Here is a 16,109-nt window from a genome sequence, read left to right on the forward strand (position 1 = left end):
CAAACGGATTTTTTATGCCCTTTCCGCTAATTTTTGACGATCTTTTTCGTCAATACCCGGTCTTCGAATTCGGCTTTCACAATGTAAAGCCCTGACGGATAAAGCGTCAGGTCAAAGTCGTAAACATTGGTACTTACCTCTCCCCTTATCACAGTTTCTGCTACTTTCTGACCTTTCGCATTATAAATTCCTACGGATCTTAATGTAGAAGGATGGGGATAAAATTGTACAGAAACAGGGCCGTTTGTAGGATTAGGCGACACCAGGAAGCCTGCTTCTTTCAAATTCGGGTTGATGGTGACCGTCCGGACGTTAATGTCATCTAGGAAAATGTTGTTTTCATTTCCATTGGTATTCAGGAAAGCGACCAGCACTTCGCCCTGCCCGATGTAGCTGCTGATATTAATTTCTTCCCTGCGCCATTCCGTGGCTGTCGGCGTAAATGCTACCCGCGTGGCAGCGGTGCGAGTGATCAAAGTCGAGCCCCATTTTTTGTAAACGCTCTGGTACGTTTTGCCGCAATCGGTGCTGATAAGCACCTGCAAGGTATCCCAAGCATTGCCCTGCAAATTGGCGCTGCTGTACGTTGCCGCCGCTATCTGGAATGATACAAAGGCAGAATCCGTCCCCTCAATGGTGACCGTCGGCAGCCTCAGGTAATCCCGCTGCCCCACCGATTCATTGTCAAAGTTGCCAATCTTAACGGAGGCGCTGCCGGTTTTGGCCGCTAATGTGGTTTTTTCCCAGGTTGCGCCGCCGTCTTCATTGACTATATCCCAGCCTTGCGGCGGAAACAATCCTTCAAAACTTTCTGTCAGCGGCGCTTCGAACGGTTCATAATAAATGAAATCGAGCGCAAGCGCATCATTGGAAGTATCTTCATCAGCCGCACCGTTCGGATTGGTGGTATAAATGCTCAGCACGTGGTTACCCTGGGCAGCAGTCAATGCGGGTAATGTTACCGTGGTTTCGGCATAAGTTACCAGCGAGCCAGTCCAGGTGTAGTTCTGGACGGTACCATTATCAATTACCGCGTGGATGATCACGGAAGTCAACGTTTCTTTTCCTTTATTAACCAGCCTGACGCTCGGCGTGAATGTCGGTCCGCAGATCCTTTGATCCGGCTGCAAAATGCTTTTCAGTGATGCATCCTTGTTTTTCACATCCACCGGTACGCAACCATTGGAAAAGCTTAGCAGCGAACGATAGGTGGTAAATGCTTCTTCCATCCGCGCCACCTGCTGCTTGGTAAACATCGAAAGACAGCCATCGGGCGTGTAATCCATATAATTCTGATACATGATACCCGGCGCAGACGGCGTGCAGTTGTCAGTGACGATGCCTGTGCGGCAAATGCTGGTACTGTTAGCCTGGTTGGGGGTATCGTCCACCTGGTCGGTACCCGAGCAGGAACCATTGTCGTCGCCCCAGATATGGAAAAGGTTGAAGTAATGTCCCAGTTCGTGCGTCAAAGTTTTGCCCTGGTTGTAGCTGGTTGCGCTTCCGTCGGGCAAGCTGGCGTAATCTATCGCGACGCCCTGCTCATTTTTCACACCATCATCGGGAAAAGTGGCATAACCCAATGTTCCGCCGGATAAATCGCAAATCCAGACATTAAGATACTTATCCGTATCCCAGGCATCTGCCCCGCCGGACTCGGCATGTTTTACAAGATTGGTGGTATAATCAAATGTATTTCTGGTGGTCGTATACCTGACAATTCCGGTAGAAGGTGCATCCTGGGGCGTTCTTTGAGCAAGACAAAACTGAATGCCTGTTTGCCCAAACAAAGATTTAAAATGAGCGGGAATCTGAGACGCATTTGCATTGGTCCCTGCGTAATCCTTATTAATGGTATCCAGCTGGGCCTGGATCTGCGCGTCGGTTACCAGCGACTGTCGGCTCATAACAATGTGGAAAACAACCGGTATCGTAACCAGGCCTGTCGTGCGAAAAGATTTCCCGGACTTCACCCGGTCCGCGATCGCCTGTTTCAGTTTCAGCTCGCGCTGATCGAACATGATTTTTAATATCGGCTGCCGCGAAAATCTTTGATTCAGCAAGTCCATCGTTCCGCATTTGTCCTGCGCAGCCAATCGGGGCGATTGTAAAACGAGTACTGAAAGGAGAAGGAAGGAAAGTATAAATTGAGGTATAGTGTACCGCATTAGATTTGAACAAACAAATTGTAAAAACACTTTGACTAGTTTGTGATGGTGTTGAGGGATTACTGTGTACTACGTAAAAAAAATGCCAAGTGATGCGAATTGTTCGCGATTTAATTTGTTTTTAACGCGCGTACTGCATTCACAAGATCCGTACCCAATCTATGCCACCGAGCCAGCGAAAAATCATACATATCGACATGGACGCATTCTATGCGTCGGTGGAGCAGCGTGATTTTCCGGAATATCGCGGAAAGCCACTGGCAGTAGGCGGCTCTCCCACCGGTCGCGGCGTGGTGGCGACGGCCAGCTACGAGGCGAGAAAATTCGGGGTAAGATCGGCCATGCCGTCGCGTCAGGCTATTAATTTATGCCCCAACATCATTTTCGTCCATCCCCGGTTTGAGGTTTATAAATCCGTTTCGAGAAGTATTCGCGAGATATTTTCCAGATATACAGATTTAATCGAGCCGCTTTCGCTGGACGAGGCTTACCTGGATGTTTCGGAAGATAAATTGCAGATCGGTTCTGCGATGGAAATTGCCCGGCGCATTAAAAAGGAGATTTCAGACGAGCTGCACCTTACCGCCTCGGCGGGTGTTTCGGTCAATAAATTTGTCGCTAAAATCGCTTCCGACCTCGATAAACCAAACGGGCTGACATTCATCGGGCCTTCAAAGATCGAGCGGTTTATGGATAACCTGCCGGTGGAGAAATTTCATGGCGTGGGAAAAGTGACCGCGGATAAGATGAAGGGTATGCAGCTTTTTACCGGGGCTGATTTAAAAAAATTATCCGAAGAAGAACTGGTCAAGCATTTCGGAAAAACCGGACACTTCTACTACCAAATCGTGCGGGGTATCGATGACCGTGAGGTACAAACGCACCGGGAAACCAAGTCGCTGGGCGCAGAGGATACTTTTACGTATGACCTCACGAAGCCCGAAGAAATGTACAAGGAGCTTGATCGGATCGGGGTAGTCGTTTTTAACCGGCTTCAAAAAAACCAGCTCAAAGGCAGGACAGTCACATTGAAAGTGAAGTTCAGCGATTTTACCCAGATCACCCGAAACCATTCGTTTCTCACGCCTACCAACGATCTGGATACGATTACCGACACCGCGAAAATGCTGCTGGATAAGGTTGAAATGCATGAAAAGCCGGTGCGCCTGCTTGGTATTTCGCTTTCCAATTTTCAGGAGCCGGAAAACAAATCGAAGAAACCCCGTAACCCGGAGCAGCTCGAATTGTTTCCCGAATTCTTATAAAAGCAATGTATCTACCCTGAAAGCCAGCACCTTATTTTCGCATCCAGACCAGGAAAAAATCGTAAAACGTCCGTCCTGGGAAGCCACGAGCGCAATCGAATCCCGCTGATCGTAGACAAATTGGGCCGCTGATAAATGTCTTGTCCCGCCGTTTTGCACCGGATGAATGACCTGCGGCGAGTTACCGATCACGGGCTCGCTGACAATCATTTCTTCCACCGGCGAGCCTTCTGCCGCGCGGCCGATTTTCGCCCCGAAAGCCAGTAACTCATAACTATCATTAATAATGGTAGCGCCGTCGACGGCCGTGAGACCGGCCAGGTTGCTGATGGCCGAACTGAACTGATTTTGCCAGGTAATCGGGTTGGGGTCTTCGAGGTAACGTTTATTCAATATAGCCAGCTCCGAAAAAGCGGGCTGCACGTGATAAGTAATCGGATGAATGATGGATTTGCGCCAATTTTCCTTGCCTTTTGGCACCACCAGCAAAATACCGCCACGCTCGTGGCTGCGCATAGAAACCGAAAGCTGGACGAGCAGGTTCGGCGCGTCATTCCAGAGCGTGGTCGAGTTGAACCCGATCATGGAATTAATCACAGAAGGACAATCGCGGACTTTTCCGCTTTGTTCATTCACAATTTTGACCTGGTCACCTTTCAATACGGCCACATTCACAAACTTCCCGAAACCTTCTACGCGGCGGTGTTTGACTACGAGCATACCCGGTTCAATCACTTCCAAAACAAAGCACAACCCCGGAATCACGCGCGTGGTGCCCCATATCCGCAATTCTCCGTCTTCCAGCCAAACCCCCAAATGTATCCCCGACCGTTCGACCGCGGGGGCCAGCTTGGTAAGTACATTGGCGGTAAGCGATAATTTTTCGGCAAATATCAGGGGATGCTCGGCGGCTTCGGGCGGAAGGTAGGCAATGGAAACTTTGGGCGACCTCCCCTCTTCACGGCGCAAGCTGGCCCAGAAGGTGGTATCAATGATCGTTTCGATGGTATGGGCGTCGGGCCGGGGCGCGAGTTCCTGCTCATAATATTTACTCACCGAAACATGGTGGCGGTCGAAATGCGCTGCTACCTGCGCAGCAACAGAACGAGCTGCCTTATAAGTGGTTACCGGAACTTTATCCCCGGTGTTGATTGTAAAATTGGGGGTGTTGGTCATGCGGGATTTCAAATTTAGGAACTGGTAGGATCAGCAAAACCGCGCTCGGAATTTACCGGTTCAAGTCAGGAACAAATGGCAGCGGCAAAAAGTTGGGCTTTGGATAAGCATTTGTCAGACTAATATCCAGCTTTGAAAAGGTTGAGTATTTTTTTTCACACATTCAAAAAATCCTTTACCCAAAATGTATGTTTTTACCGCTGAAAATGAAATGCTTGACCAATTACATGCGGGCCATAATTTCATCGGGAGTAAAATTTATTGAAAGTTTTTGCAACCTTTCCGAAAGAGAGCGGTTCATTCAAAACAAAGCCGGTAAATAACAGTCATCAACGTTTACTAAAAATCTTGAAGGAAATGCCCGATTTACTTAAAAATATACCTGTAATGCAACAAACTCGTTATTGTTCAGGTATACAAATTAAAACAGGTAATAATGAAATTAATCTTTTGGAAAATACAGAAAAACATTGCCCAAATGATTACTAAGAGCGTGAGCTCCTGAATTTTAATCTCAATCCTTCCCTTCTCTTCATCCTTTTAAAATGATTTCCGGCACGCACAAAACCGGCTTCATTTCTTTTGTCAAAAAAATAAATCAAAGTGTCTGAGTCGTTGAACGTATAGCGTTTTTGTTGCAACGAACATTGTGTGATTTAAGTGGTTCAATTATTTATAAATCGGCAGAAGTGACTGCCATGAAAAAATATAGCTATCGAAAACACTATATACTCTACACTAAAACTGTATGATTAATGAAAAGCATCTCCGTAGTTATTCCGAATTTTAACGGAAAGCATTTGTTCGAAAAGTATTTTGAGAGCAACTATAAGATTCTAAAAAGGCTTGGCCACGAGGTTCAGATTATTGTCGTAGATGATGCCTCGACAGATGATTCGGTCAGCTATCTGGAAGAACATTATGGTAACGAAATTACCATCATCCGCAAGGAAAAAAATTCGGGATTTGCGCATACCTGCAACCTGGGGATCAAGAAGGCGTCCAATGATCTGATCTTCCTTTTAAACACAGACGTTACGCTGGAAGAAGGTTATTTTGAAAAGCTTTACAAGTACTTCGAACTGGAAGATACCTTCGGCGTCATGGGACGTATCATCGGGATGGAAGACGACAACATTCTGGATGCAGCCCGCTCTCCGAAAATTCTGGGACGCAAAATCAAACCCAGCAATTTCTTCTACTTACAGGATTCCGACAGCCTCACCCCTACTTTTTATCTTTCGGGAGCAATTGCGCTGATGGATACCCGGAAGCTGAAAGCCATCAATGGGTTCAACGAAATGTTTAATCCCTATTACGGTGAGGATCAGGAAATGTCCATCCGCGCGTGGAGACTGGGCTGGAAATGCTACTACGAGCACAATGCCGTTTGCCGTCACGAGGTTTCGGCCAGCACAAAAGGCCATAAAGACAACTACTCGATCAAAAGAATTTATTTCCGCAACCGCTACTACATGCATCATTTGCACCTTCACGGCGCGGATTTGAACCTGTACCATTTGCAGGTGATTTTGAGTGACGTGTTGCCAAGTATCCTGACATTTCAGTTCTACAAAGCGCAGGCGTATATTGACTTCCTGAAAAATATGAACGAGCTGAAAGTGAAAAAGACCGCTTTCAGACGTCAGATGCGGTTCTACAAATCGAACATCGGCATCAACGACATTATCGAGAATATGCAGCTGATGCTGAAATACAAGCAGGTTGTTAAATTATAGCAGACATTCCAGCTATTAGCATTAATTTGCAGCTTTTTACACCGGAAATCCCTGATTTCCGGTATTTTACTTTTCAGGCATCTCCCCGTTGATGCCATTTCCGATAAATGAAGACTTATTTCAGATTATTATCTTTTGCCCAACCGATTGCCAGATTCGCATTTCCCTACATCGTCTGCACAGTTCTGGGAGTCATATTTAACACGCTGAACCTGGCATTATTAGTACCCCTGCTTAGTACCTTGTTCAGCAGCGCAAAAGAAGGGTCGCCACTTTTGGAACGCCCGGAAAGCTGGTGGGACCCCACCGGCATGCTCAACTACTACGCCCAGCAAGCCAACATTCACTACGGACCGCACGGCGCTTTGCAACTCGTCTGCGGCGTAATCGTACTTTCGGTATTGCTCTCCAATGTTTTCAAATATTTTTCCCAGCGCGTGATGGAAAACCTCCGCATTCACACGCTGCTGAACTTGCGGAAAACGGTTTTCAACAATGTCATGAACCTGCACGTGGGCTATTTTAGCAACCAGCGGAAAGGTGATATTATCTCCAAAATTGCCTCGGACGTACAGGTAGTACAGTTTTCGGTGACGGGCACATTGCAGGTCGTTTTTAAAGAACCGTTGCAGCTGATCGCTTACATTTTTGTGCTTTTCGCCACGTCTATCAAACTCACGCTTTTTGCGGTGCTGGTCATCCCGATTTCTGCATTTTTGATTTCCAAAATTGTAAAAAGACTTAAACAGCAAGCAGCGCAAGCGCAACATTTGTTCGGGCTGATGATCAGTTACCTGGACGAAGCATTATCGGGAATCAAGATCATCAAGTCCTTTAATGCGACAGATGATATAAAAGAGAAGTTTCACCAGGAAAACATCCGGTACTCAGAACTGGGCCGAAAAATGGCGAAACGCCAGCAGCTGGGCGGCCCGGTTTCAGAATTCTTGGGGGTTACTATGGTGGCGCTGATCGTTTTGTATGGCGGTTCTTTGATTTTAGATAACCAATCGGACCTTACACCTGCCAAATTTGTGGGTTACATTGCCATTTTCTCACAGGTTATGCGGCCAGCCAAGGCGCTGACGGATTCTTTCAGCACCATTCACGCAGGTATTGCCGCCGGCGAGCGGGTTTTGGAATTGATTGATGAAAAGCCTGTGATCCAGGACAGTCCCGACGCAGTTGATGCGAAAGATTTCCAACATGCTATTGAATTGAACAATCTGTCGTTCTCCTATCCCGGCAGGCCGGTTTTGAAAGACATTAATCTGACTATTCCAAAAGGTAAAACAATTGCATTAGTCGGTCCGTCGGGTGGCGGGAAATCGACATTGATGGATTTGATCCCGCGGTTTATCGAACCTGAAAAAGGCAGTGTGACGCTCGATGGGACAGACATCCGGAAGCTGAAACAAGAATCGCTCTGGTCGCTGATCGGTGTGGTAAACCAGGAATCCATCCTTTTTAATGATACCATTTTCAAAAACATTGCTTTCGGCGTACCCGATGCAACGCTTGAACAGGTAGAAGCCGCCGCGCGCGTAGCCAACGCCCACGATTTTATCCTGCAAACCGAACATGGCTACGACAGCAACATTGGCGACCGCGGGATGAAACTTTCGGGTGGACAAAAACAGCGGATCTGTATCGCCCGCGCCGTACTCAAAAACCCGCCAATCATGTTGCTGGACGAAGCTACTTCCGCGTTGGATACCGAGTCGGAAAAGCTGGTGCAGGAAGCTTTGAATAACCTGATGCGGAACCGGACTTCGCTGGTCATCGCCCACCGGTTGAGCACCATCCAGAATGCTGATATGATTGTTGTTTTGGAAGACGGCGTGATCGTAGAGAAGGGAAATCACCAGCAACTGCTTGCCCATGAGGGACTTTACCGGAGACTGGTGGACATGCAGCAGTTTACAGAGGCATAAATGAAAAGTACGCCGCGGATATCCATAGCGATGTGTACTTACAACGGTCGCGACTTCTTGCAGCAACAGCTGGACTCGATTTTGGCCCAGACTGTGAGCGACTGGGAAATGGTGATCGTAGACGATTGCTCGGCAGATGATACCCATGCCATTTTGAACGCGTATGCCGAGCGTGACCCGCGGTTTAAAATACATTGTAATGACCAAAACCTGGGTTACAACAAAAACTTTGAGAAAGCACTGCAATTATGTGAATGTGACATAATTGCAATCTGCGACCAGGACGATATCTGGCGGCCCGACAAGCTGGAAACCCAGCTGAATGCCCTCGGTGACCACCAACTGATTTACCATGATTCTGAATTTATTGAAGATTCGGGAAAACCGATGGGGATCAAAATTTCTGATAAATTTAACTTTTACCGAGGCAGCAATCCTGAGGCTTTTCTGTATCTCAACTGCGTCTCTGGTCACAGCATTATGATGAAAAAACCGGTGCTGGAAAAAGCGTTACCCTTCCCCGCGAATTTTCATTACGACCAGTGGCTGGCATTTATCTCCGCTACGGAAGGCTCCATCAATTTTGTGGACCAATGTCTGGTAAAGTACCGGCAGCATCAGAAAAACAACACGGATATGCTGGCGCTGCACGCAGTGGCCAGGAACGTCGATCAGAAGCTGGAAGGTCTCGAACAGGAAAGTGCCTGGCTGCTGCTTTGTTTAGGAAAAGCGAAGGGAAAAAGCAAGCTGCTGATCGATCGGCTTTATACATTGAGCCTGCAAAGAAATAAGTCGTTTGCCAGCATCGCTTACGGAATAACCATTTGGAAAAACAGGCAATCATTGCTTTACCTGCTCAAAAAATCCGAGGTCAGCAAATTCTTTTACACGCTGCGGAAGATCTGGGGAAGCAGGATTAAAAAACGGATATGAATAAGTTGGTCAGCATTATAATACCGTCCTACAACTACGGTTTCATCATTGCAGAAACCTTGCAAAACCTGCTGGAACAGTCTTACCAGCACTGGGAGGCACTGATTGTGGACGACGGATCGAAGGATAATACGCGGGAAGTAGTTGAAAAATTCGCCCTGGCCGACAAGCGCATTACCTATCTTTCACAGCCGAATAGTGGTGTTTCCGTCGCGCGTAATTTTGGTTTTAAAAAATCAAAAGGTGAATACATTCAATTCCTCGATGCCGACGATCTGCTGAGCAAGGAAAAATTGGCGTTGCAGGTAGCCTTTCTGGAACAACATCCGGAAGTCGACATTGCGTATACCGACCATCTTTACTTCGAAACGGACAAGCCGCATATTACTTATCCGGACTACGAAATGAACAACCATAACTGGCTTCCGAAAATCGATGCGAAAGGTTATGAGGCAGTTAACACATTGATATACTCCAATATAGCTGTGGTAAGCAGTCCAATGTTGCGACGGAAAATCGTCGAGAAAGTGAATGGTTTTCCCGAATTCAGTAACTATACCGAGGACTGGGAATTCTGGTTTTTGTGCGCGATCCATGGGGCGCATTATCGCTTTTTCGAAAATGAAAAAGCCAAAACTTTGATCCGGATACACCACCGGAATACGAGTAAGAACATTCAGATTATGCAGGCGGGTGAATTACAGTTTCGCAAGCGCATTGTCACCGCAGTAGAAGGATCTGCTTTTTTATCCGAAACAGAAAAACAGAAACTACTGGAACGCAATGATGCCAGCACGCAGAAACTTTACAAGTACATGATGTACCATGCGAATTTGCTGGACCCGAAACAGTTAAAAATCCTGAGCAGCCTGACGAGTTCAAAAACATTCGTTTCCTATTATTTCAAATCTTTGAATTTTAAAAGGAAAAACCTCTTTAAAAAGACCCGATAACATGCGTGAACAGCCTGATAACAAACCGGTTGACATTGATGTGGTGATCCTGAGCTACGCCCGGAATGCGGAGTTGCAGCAAGTAACCTTGCAGGCGCTCGAAAGCCTGGAAAAATCGGAAGATCCGGAAAAGGTCCGGTTTCATGTGATTGTAATCGAATCCAATAAAGAGCTCAAACCTTACCAATATCCTTTTTCAAAAACAGTTTATCCCTGGCAACGATTTGGTTATCACCGGTATATGAACATTGGGATCGGGATGACGAAGAGTAAGTATGTCTGCATTGCCAACAATGATCTGATTTTTCACAAAGGCTGGGCGACGGAAATCCTGAATGCTTTTGAAAGTGATCCTGACCTGCAAAGTGTATCGCCGGCGTGCAGCATTCACCATCCGGAGCAGGGAATTGCGCTCAATAGCGGCCTGCATTACGGTTATGAAGTACGCAGGGAGTTGATCGGCTGGTGTATACTTTTTAAAAGGGATATGCTAAAAATTACCGGAAAACTGGATCCGGCTTTTAAATTCTGGTTTGCAGACAATGATTACGGCAACACGCTCGAAAAATACAAATTGAAACATGCGCTGGTCACTTCTTCCATCGTCGACCACCTGGAAAGCCGCACATTAAAAACCAAAACGACGAAGGAGCAGATGGAGCTGACGAGCCGCGAGCGGTTTTATTATGAATACAAATGGCAGGGCCGCAGCTATTTTTCGTATCTGAACAACATCCGGAAATTCTACAAAAACCTGCGGAAAATCAGGTGATCGGGTCTCCCTTCTTCATTTTCAATAATTTGGAAATCAGTTTGTAGGGAAATGATAATGTTGCGACCCTGGAATGCCGGGTGCTCCAAATCAGCTTGATAAGTTCCGATTTGGAGTAATATTCATTATTCAGACTTTGCTGCAAAAAAACTTCCAGCGCGTGCCGCTCGATCCTTTTTAAATGTTGCTCAGGAATTCCGTCGACATTGATCGGCAGCAGCTTACCCCATTTTTTATGGACTTTCAAAATCTCGTCCATCCATTCTTTATTGAAGTTACCTTCGGAGAAATGTTTTAAAAGCACTTCAAAAGTTACCGCCGCCTCGTATTCCTGACTGATGGAAATGGCAAAATCCAGATCATAACCGTGAAATTTCCGGAGCAGGTTTTGGTCGAAAGGATATTTCAATGCGACGGATTTTGGAACGCAAAACCAGCAGCCGTCCACACAGGCCACTTTACTCAGCATTTCATTTTTCGGGTTGCGGTAATCCGGCATATCCGGCTTGCCCGAATGTTTGTAACCCTGTACCAGGTTACAATAAAAACCGCCATTTTCCTGCAAATGATAGTTATACCAGCTCGAAGGCGCCAGCGATTTATAGCCGCCGCCCGCAATTCCGAGCAGTCCCAGTTTTGGATTTTTGGAAAAAATCTCCAAAACTTTTTCGCCCCAATGTTCCGTCAACATCGTAATATCCTCGTGCATAAAGCATAACACATCGAAGTTAGCGCGCTGCGTACCTTCATTATAAATCTCGCAAATCCCCTTTTGCCCGGCGCGGTTATCAATCCCGATCACTTCGTGCTGGACGCCGATGGTTTTAGCGATATTTTCTTTCACCGATTCCAGCTCTTCGGGCCGAACGGAACATATAATGACGGATATCATCCGGAGGCGATTTTTGACAAAAATGAAACCTTGAAAACAGTGGGTAAAGTTAGTGTTTTAAGTAGAAACCGCCCCCTTTGCGTGTTTTAGATGGATAATACATTCCATACAAATCCTATGACCCGTTTATTTTTCTGCCTCTTATTAATTGTCCATACCACCGCTTTTGGCCAGATAAAAATGGCGCGCCTGTTTTCAGATCACGTGGTCCTTCAACGACAAAGGCCGATTCCAGTGTGGGGCTGGACCAAGCCGGGAGAAAAAGTGAAAGTAACATTGGCCGGGCAAACCGCTGAGGCCAAAGCCGACCAAAGCGGAAAATGGACGGTCAGTTTGAAAGCCCTCGAAGCTGGCGGCCCGCATACATTGACCGCGACGGGGAAGTCGGGAAGCGTTTCGGCCAATGATGTATTGATCGGGGAAGTATGGCTTTGCTCGGGACAATCGAACATGGAGTGGCCGGTGCAAGCTGCAAAAGACTACGAAAAAGAGCGGCAAAACGCTGAATTTCCGCAAATTAGGCACTTTCGGGTGGATCACGTAGTGACGATGGAGCCGGAAAAAGACCTGACTACCGGTGATTGGAAGGTGGCTTCCAGGGAAACGGTGGGTGGTTTTTCGGCGATCGGCTTCTTTTTTGCGCGAGAATTATATCAAAAACTAAATGTGCCGATCGGCATTTTGCACTCATCCTGGGGCGGTTCGCAGATCGAGGGCTGGATCAGCAAAGAGGCGATGCTGGCAGATAGCGAGCTAAAACCCTACGCCCAGACGATGCCCAAAACGTGGACTGAGGCGGATGTGGTAATGGATAAAAAATTAAAAAAGCAGCTTTTCAAGAGTGAATCCGCCGCTCCGACCGCGGACGACGAAAAGAAATATGTTTCCGGCAATGCTGATTTTTCGACCTGGCAAAAAACTGCGGACCCGATCGGGCAGTGGGATTGGAAAGGTTTGATGGGATTCCGCGGAGACGGATTTATGGCAAAAGAAGTGGAGCTTGCGGACGACATTGCCGCGAAGCCGACGGTATTATCTTTGCCCGAAAATGACAGCCCGACACAAGTGTATATTAATGGTAAACTGGTGAGTGAGACCACTGTAAAAGGTGTGAAGAAGATCAATGTTGCGGCTGGAACCTGGAAGGCTGGTAAAAATCAGCTGGTGATCAAATCTGGCAATATGATTGCGACACCCTGGTTTGGGACCGGCTTTATGGGCACAGCCAATGATCTGTTTTTGGAACAGGAAAATCAGAAAATCAACATTGCAAAAGACTGGTACTTAATGCCTTCGTTCGCCGAAAAGCATGAATATGCACATTTGATGAACAATGTTGGCACCACCATTTATAATGCGATGATCGTTCCCCTGATCCCGTTTGCAATCCGCGGCACATTGTGGTACCAGGGCGAAAGTAATGCGGGCCGGGCTTATCAGTACCGCCAATCTTTCCCGCTGATGATCAATGATTGGCGGAAGCGCTGGAACGATGACTTTTCTTTTTACTGGGTGCAGCTTTCCAGTTTCGGCAGTGACCAGAGTAGTAACCAAGGCAGCGGATGGGCCGAATTGCGTGAAGCCCAGAACATGACATTAAGCCTGCCAAAAACGGGCATGGCCGTCAGTACGGACGTCGGAAACCCGAAAGATATCCACCCGACCAACAAGCAGGATGTGGCCCACAGACTGGCAACCAATGCATTGAAGCTGGATTACGGCCGGGATATCCCCTATTCATCCCCGATTTATGACAAAGTAGATTTCGAAGATGGCAAAGCAACCGTCTCCTTCAAATTTGCTGACAATGGTCTGATGATCAAAGATAAATATGGCTATCTGAAAGGGTTTGAAATTGCGGGTGACGACAAAGTTTTTTACTATGCGCAAGCCCAGATCCAGGGAAACAAGGTAATTGTTTCGCACCCGAAAGTAAGTAAGCCCGCTTCCGTGCGATATGCCTGGACGGATGCACCGGAAGATGCCAACCTTTACAGTACCGACGGTTTTCCAGCGAGTGCATTCAGGACCGATAATTGGCCAGGGACGACCGAAAATGGGAAATTTCAGTGAACTTGGTTTTAATAATTGAGTGAGTGAATGTGCATTTAAAGAATATGTTTTTTTCTTTTTCCTTATGATAAGACCTCTGAATTTGGTTTTTGCTTTTGTCGCAGTTCTCGGTTTGGGGGCTTATCGGTTTTATTTTGAGGATAAAAAAAATGAAAGCCGCGAGTGGCCGGAGTACTTGGGTGGACCCGGGCGGAACCATTATTCTCCGCTGACGCAAATCAATCGCGAGAATGTGAAAAACCTGAAAGTGGCCTGGACTTATGCGATGCCGGATTCGGGACAGACGCAGGTGAACCCGATCATTGTTGACGGGATTTTGTATGGGGTAACGGCTACTGTTCAGGCTTTTGCTTTGGATGCGGCTACCGGGAAGCAGATCTGGATGTTTGGTGATAAATCAAAAAACGGCTCGAATACCAGTCGGGGGCTGACTTACTGGGCGGATGGTGATGATAAAAGAATTCTTCATGCGATGGGTTCATACCTGTACGCACTGGATGCGCGCACGGGTAAAGTGATCGAGAGTTTTGGTGAAAAAGGAAAAATCGATCTACATACCGGCTTGCCCGACATTGCCAAAAATAAATACATGGTTTCCAACACGCCTGGTACCATTTTCGAGGACCTGATCATTATGCCGGTCCGCCTCTCGGAAGATTCCGACGCCGCGCCCGGAGACTTACGCGCATTCAATGTGCGCACCGGCAAACTGGCCTGGACATTTCACACGATTCCCTACCCCGGCGAGTTTGGCTACGAAACATTCCCGCCCGACGCTTATAAAAATACCTTCACAGGCGCGGCCAACAACTGGTCGGGAACCGCCATCGACCGCGAGCGGGGAATTTTGTATGTACCCACGGGTTCAGCGGGTTATGATTTTTATGGAGGCAAAAGAAAAGGTGCAAACCTCTTCGCAAACTGCCTGCTGGCTATCGACGCCAGGACCGGCAAGCGGCTCTGGCATTTTCAGACCATGCACCACGATATGTGGGACCGCGACCTCCCGGCGCCGCCCAACCTGATCACCGTCACCAGAAAAGGTACCGATGGAAAGCTGCAAAAAATCGATGCGGTAGCGCAGGTGAGCAAGCAGGGGTATGTCTTTGTTTTTGACCGCGTTACCGGAAAACCAATCTTCCCTATTAAGGAAGTTACTGCGCCGCAAGCGGCCCTGCCTGGTGAATTTCCTTGGGCAACCCAACCCGTACCGACCAAGCCAGCGGCGTATGCAAGGCAAGCTTACACGCTGACTGAGAAGGACATCAGCATTTACGCTCCGGACCACGACTCGCTGGTAATCAAATTTAAAAACTATAAAAAATCACTTTTTGCTGCGCCAAGTAAGGAAGGTACTGTGATACTTCCCGGTTTTGACGGCGGCGCGGAATGGGGCGGCGCGGCGGCCGATCCGGATGAGGGCATTTTGTATGTGAACAGCAATGAAATGGCCTGGATCCTGACCATGAAAGACACGCCGAAAGAGAGTGAGTTGTCGACATTAAGTCCCGGTGAAAAAGTCTACCAGACTTATTGCGTCACCTGTCACGGCCCGCAGCGGAAGGGCAATGCTAAAAGTGGCTATCCGTCGTTGATCGATATCGGGCAACGACGGGATAAGGCTTATGTAAATCAGCTTCTTACGACCGGAAAAGGCATGATGCCTGGATTTACAATGCTGACTTCGGCTGAAAAACAATCGTTGGTAGCATTTCTTTTTGGGGACGAAAAAGTGGAGGCAGCTTCCACGACGCCCGTTTCGCAGAAAACGTACCTGCCTTACCAAAGCACCGGCTACAACAAATTCCTGGATGCGAATGGGCTGCCGGCCATTTCACCTCCCTGGGGGACATTGAATGCGATCAACCTGAATACCGGTGAGTTTTTATGGAAAATCCCGTTTGGTGAAGTTGAATCTTTGAAAGCGAAAGGTGTCCCGACAACCGGTAGCGAGAACTATGGTGGACCGGTGGTAACTGCGAGCGGCTTACTTTTTATCGCTGCCACGAAAGATGGCAAATTCAGGGTTTTTGACAAGAAAACCGGCAAATTGCTTTGGGAAACGATGTTACCGGCAGCGGGCTTTGCCACGCCTTCGACTTATGAGGTGAATGGCAAACAGTATGTTGTGATCGCTTGCGGCGGGACGAAATTAGGCACAAAAAAAGGCAACCAATATGTTGCCTTTGCATTGGAATAACCCA

12 protein-coding genes are annotated in these 16,109 nt (G+C 47.4%); 9 read left to right on the forward strand and 3 right to left on the reverse strand.

Translation table 11 applies throughout. From position 1 onward, the window contains the following. Positions 1-26: 26 nt before the first annotated feature. The gene (locus tag FEN17_RS06705; protein WP_229208712.1) at positions 27-2,069 is read right to left on the reverse strand and encodes a M43 family zinc metalloprotease; all 2,043 of its coding nucleotides are present in this window, start codon (positions 2,067-2,069) and stop codon (positions 27-29) included. Positions 2,070-2,329: 260 nt separating this feature from the next. Between FEN17_RS06705 and dinB the strand changes: the two genes are divergently transcribed. Further along, on the forward strand, positions 2,330-3,433 hold the full coding sequence (dinB, locus tag FEN17_RS06710) for a DNA polymerase IV (protein ID WP_138364503.1): 1,104 nt from the start codon (positions 2,330-2,332) through the stop codon (positions 3,431-3,433). Here dinB and FEN17_RS06715 read toward each other — a convergent pair. Continuing rightward, positions 3,428-4,609 (reverse strand): putative sensor domain DACNV-containing protein, encoded by a 1,182-nt coding sequence (locus tag FEN17_RS06715; protein WP_138364504.1) that lies wholly within the window; start codon positions 4,607-4,609, stop codon positions 3,428-3,430. The genes dinB and FEN17_RS06715 overlap by 6 nt on opposite strands. 261 nt (positions 4,610-4,870) lie before the next feature. Between FEN17_RS06715 and FEN17_RS06720 the strand changes: the two genes are divergently transcribed. The 6 genes from FEN17_RS06720 to FEN17_RS06745 all read left to right on the forward strand — a co-directional run bounded on the left by FEN17_RS06720 (position 4,871) and on the right by FEN17_RS06745 (position 10,940). After that, positions 4,871-5,098: a hypothetical protein gene (locus FEN17_RS06720; protein ID WP_138364505.1), complete on the forward strand. Its 228-nt coding sequence runs from the start codon at positions 4,871-4,873 to the stop codon at positions 5,096-5,098. 266 nt (positions 5,099-5,364) lie between these two features. Continuing rightward, positions 5,365-6,348, forward strand: a complete 984-nt coding sequence (locus tag FEN17_RS06725) for a glycosyltransferase family 2 protein (RefSeq protein ID WP_138364506.1) — start codon at positions 5,365-5,367, stop codon at positions 6,346-6,348. 107 nt (positions 6,349-6,455) lie between these two features. Continuing rightward, complete coding sequence (locus tag FEN17_RS06730; protein WP_138364507.1) at positions 6,456-8,282, forward strand: ABC transporter ATP-binding protein; 1,827 nt, start codon at positions 6,456-6,458, stop codon at positions 8,280-8,282. Then, positions 8,283-9,215, forward strand: a complete 933-nt coding sequence (locus FEN17_RS06735; RefSeq protein ID WP_138364508.1) for a glycosyltransferase family 2 protein — start codon at positions 8,283-8,285, stop codon at positions 9,213-9,215. Continuing rightward, a complete protein-coding gene (locus FEN17_RS06740; RefSeq protein ID WP_138364509.1) occupies positions 9,212-10,168 on the forward strand; it encodes a glycosyltransferase family 2 protein in 957 nt (318 codons plus the stop codon). The genes FEN17_RS06735 and FEN17_RS06740 overlap by 4 nt, the downstream gene beginning before the upstream one ends. 1 nt (position 10,169) lies before the next feature. Further along, a complete protein-coding gene (locus tag FEN17_RS06745) occupies positions 10,170-10,940 on the forward strand; it encodes a glycosyltransferase family 2 protein (RefSeq protein ID WP_138364510.1) in 771 nt (256 codons plus the stop codon). Here FEN17_RS06745 and FEN17_RS06750 read toward each other — a convergent pair. Further along, positions 10,933-11,832: a glycosyltransferase gene (locus tag FEN17_RS06750; RefSeq protein WP_138364511.1), complete on the reverse strand. Its 900-nt coding sequence runs from the start codon at positions 11,830-11,832 to the stop codon at positions 10,933-10,935. The two genes, FEN17_RS06745 and FEN17_RS06750, sit on opposite strands and share 8 nt — an antisense overlap. Positions 11,833-11,949: 117 nt before the next feature. Between FEN17_RS06750 and FEN17_RS06755 the strand changes: the two genes are divergently transcribed. Then, positions 11,950-13,905 carry a sialate O-acetylesterase gene (locus FEN17_RS06755; RefSeq protein ID WP_138364512.1) on the forward strand — a complete coding sequence of 652 codons (1,956 nt, stop codon included), beginning with the start codon at positions 11,950-11,952 and terminating at the stop codon, positions 13,903-13,905. Positions 13,906-13,969: 64 nt separating this feature from the next. Next, entirely contained in the window at positions 13,970-16,105 is a 2,136-nt protein-coding gene (locus FEN17_RS06760; RefSeq protein ID WP_138364513.1) for an outer membrane protein assembly factor BamB family protein, read from the forward strand. Positions 16,106-16,109: the final 4 nt, after the last annotated feature.

This window comes from Dyadobacter luticola (assembly GCF_005860805.1).
In the GTDB taxonomy this organism is placed as follows: domain Bacteria; phylum Bacteroidota; class Bacteroidia; order Cytophagales; family Spirosomataceae; genus Dyadobacter; species Dyadobacter luticola.

Excerpts from the sequence above, each read along its gene's own strand:
- FEN17_RS06705 (WP_229208712.1), bottom strand. The coding sequence starts at position 2,069 with ATGGACTTGCTGAATCAAAGATTTTCGCGGCAGCCGATATTAAAAATC.
- dinB (WP_138364503.1), top strand. The coding sequence starts at position 2,330 with ATGCCACCGAGCCAGCGAAAAATCATACATATCGACATGGACGCATTC.
- FEN17_RS06715 (WP_138364504.1), bottom strand. The coding sequence starts at position 4,609 with ATGACCAACACCCCCAATTTTACAATCAACACCGGGGATAAAGTTCCG.
- FEN17_RS06725 (WP_138364506.1), top strand. The coding sequence starts at position 5,365 with ATGAAAAGCATCTCCGTAGTTATTCCGAATTTTAACGGAAAGCATTTG.
- FEN17_RS06730 (WP_138364507.1), top strand. The coding sequence starts at position 6,456 with ATGAAGACTTATTTCAGATTATTATCTTTTGCCCAACCGATTGCCAGA.
- FEN17_RS06735 (WP_138364508.1), top strand. The coding sequence starts at position 8,283 with ATGAAAAGTACGCCGCGGATATCCATAGCGATGTGTACTTACAACGGT.
- FEN17_RS06740 (WP_138364509.1), top strand. The coding sequence starts at position 9,212 with ATGAATAAGTTGGTCAGCATTATAATACCGTCCTACAACTACGGTTTC.
- FEN17_RS06745 (WP_138364510.1), top strand. The coding sequence starts at position 10,170 with ATGCGTGAACAGCCTGATAACAAACCGGTTGACATTGATGTGGTGATC.
- FEN17_RS06750 (WP_138364511.1), bottom strand. The coding sequence starts at position 11,832 with ATGATATCCGTCATTATATGTTCCGTTCGGCCCGAAGAGCTGGAATCG.
- FEN17_RS06755 (WP_138364512.1), top strand. The coding sequence starts at position 11,950 with ATGACCCGTTTATTTTTCTGCCTCTTATTAATTGTCCATACCACCGCT.
- FEN17_RS06760 (WP_138364513.1), top strand. The coding sequence starts at position 13,970 with ATGATAAGACCTCTGAATTTGGTTTTTGCTTTTGTCGCAGTTCTCGGT.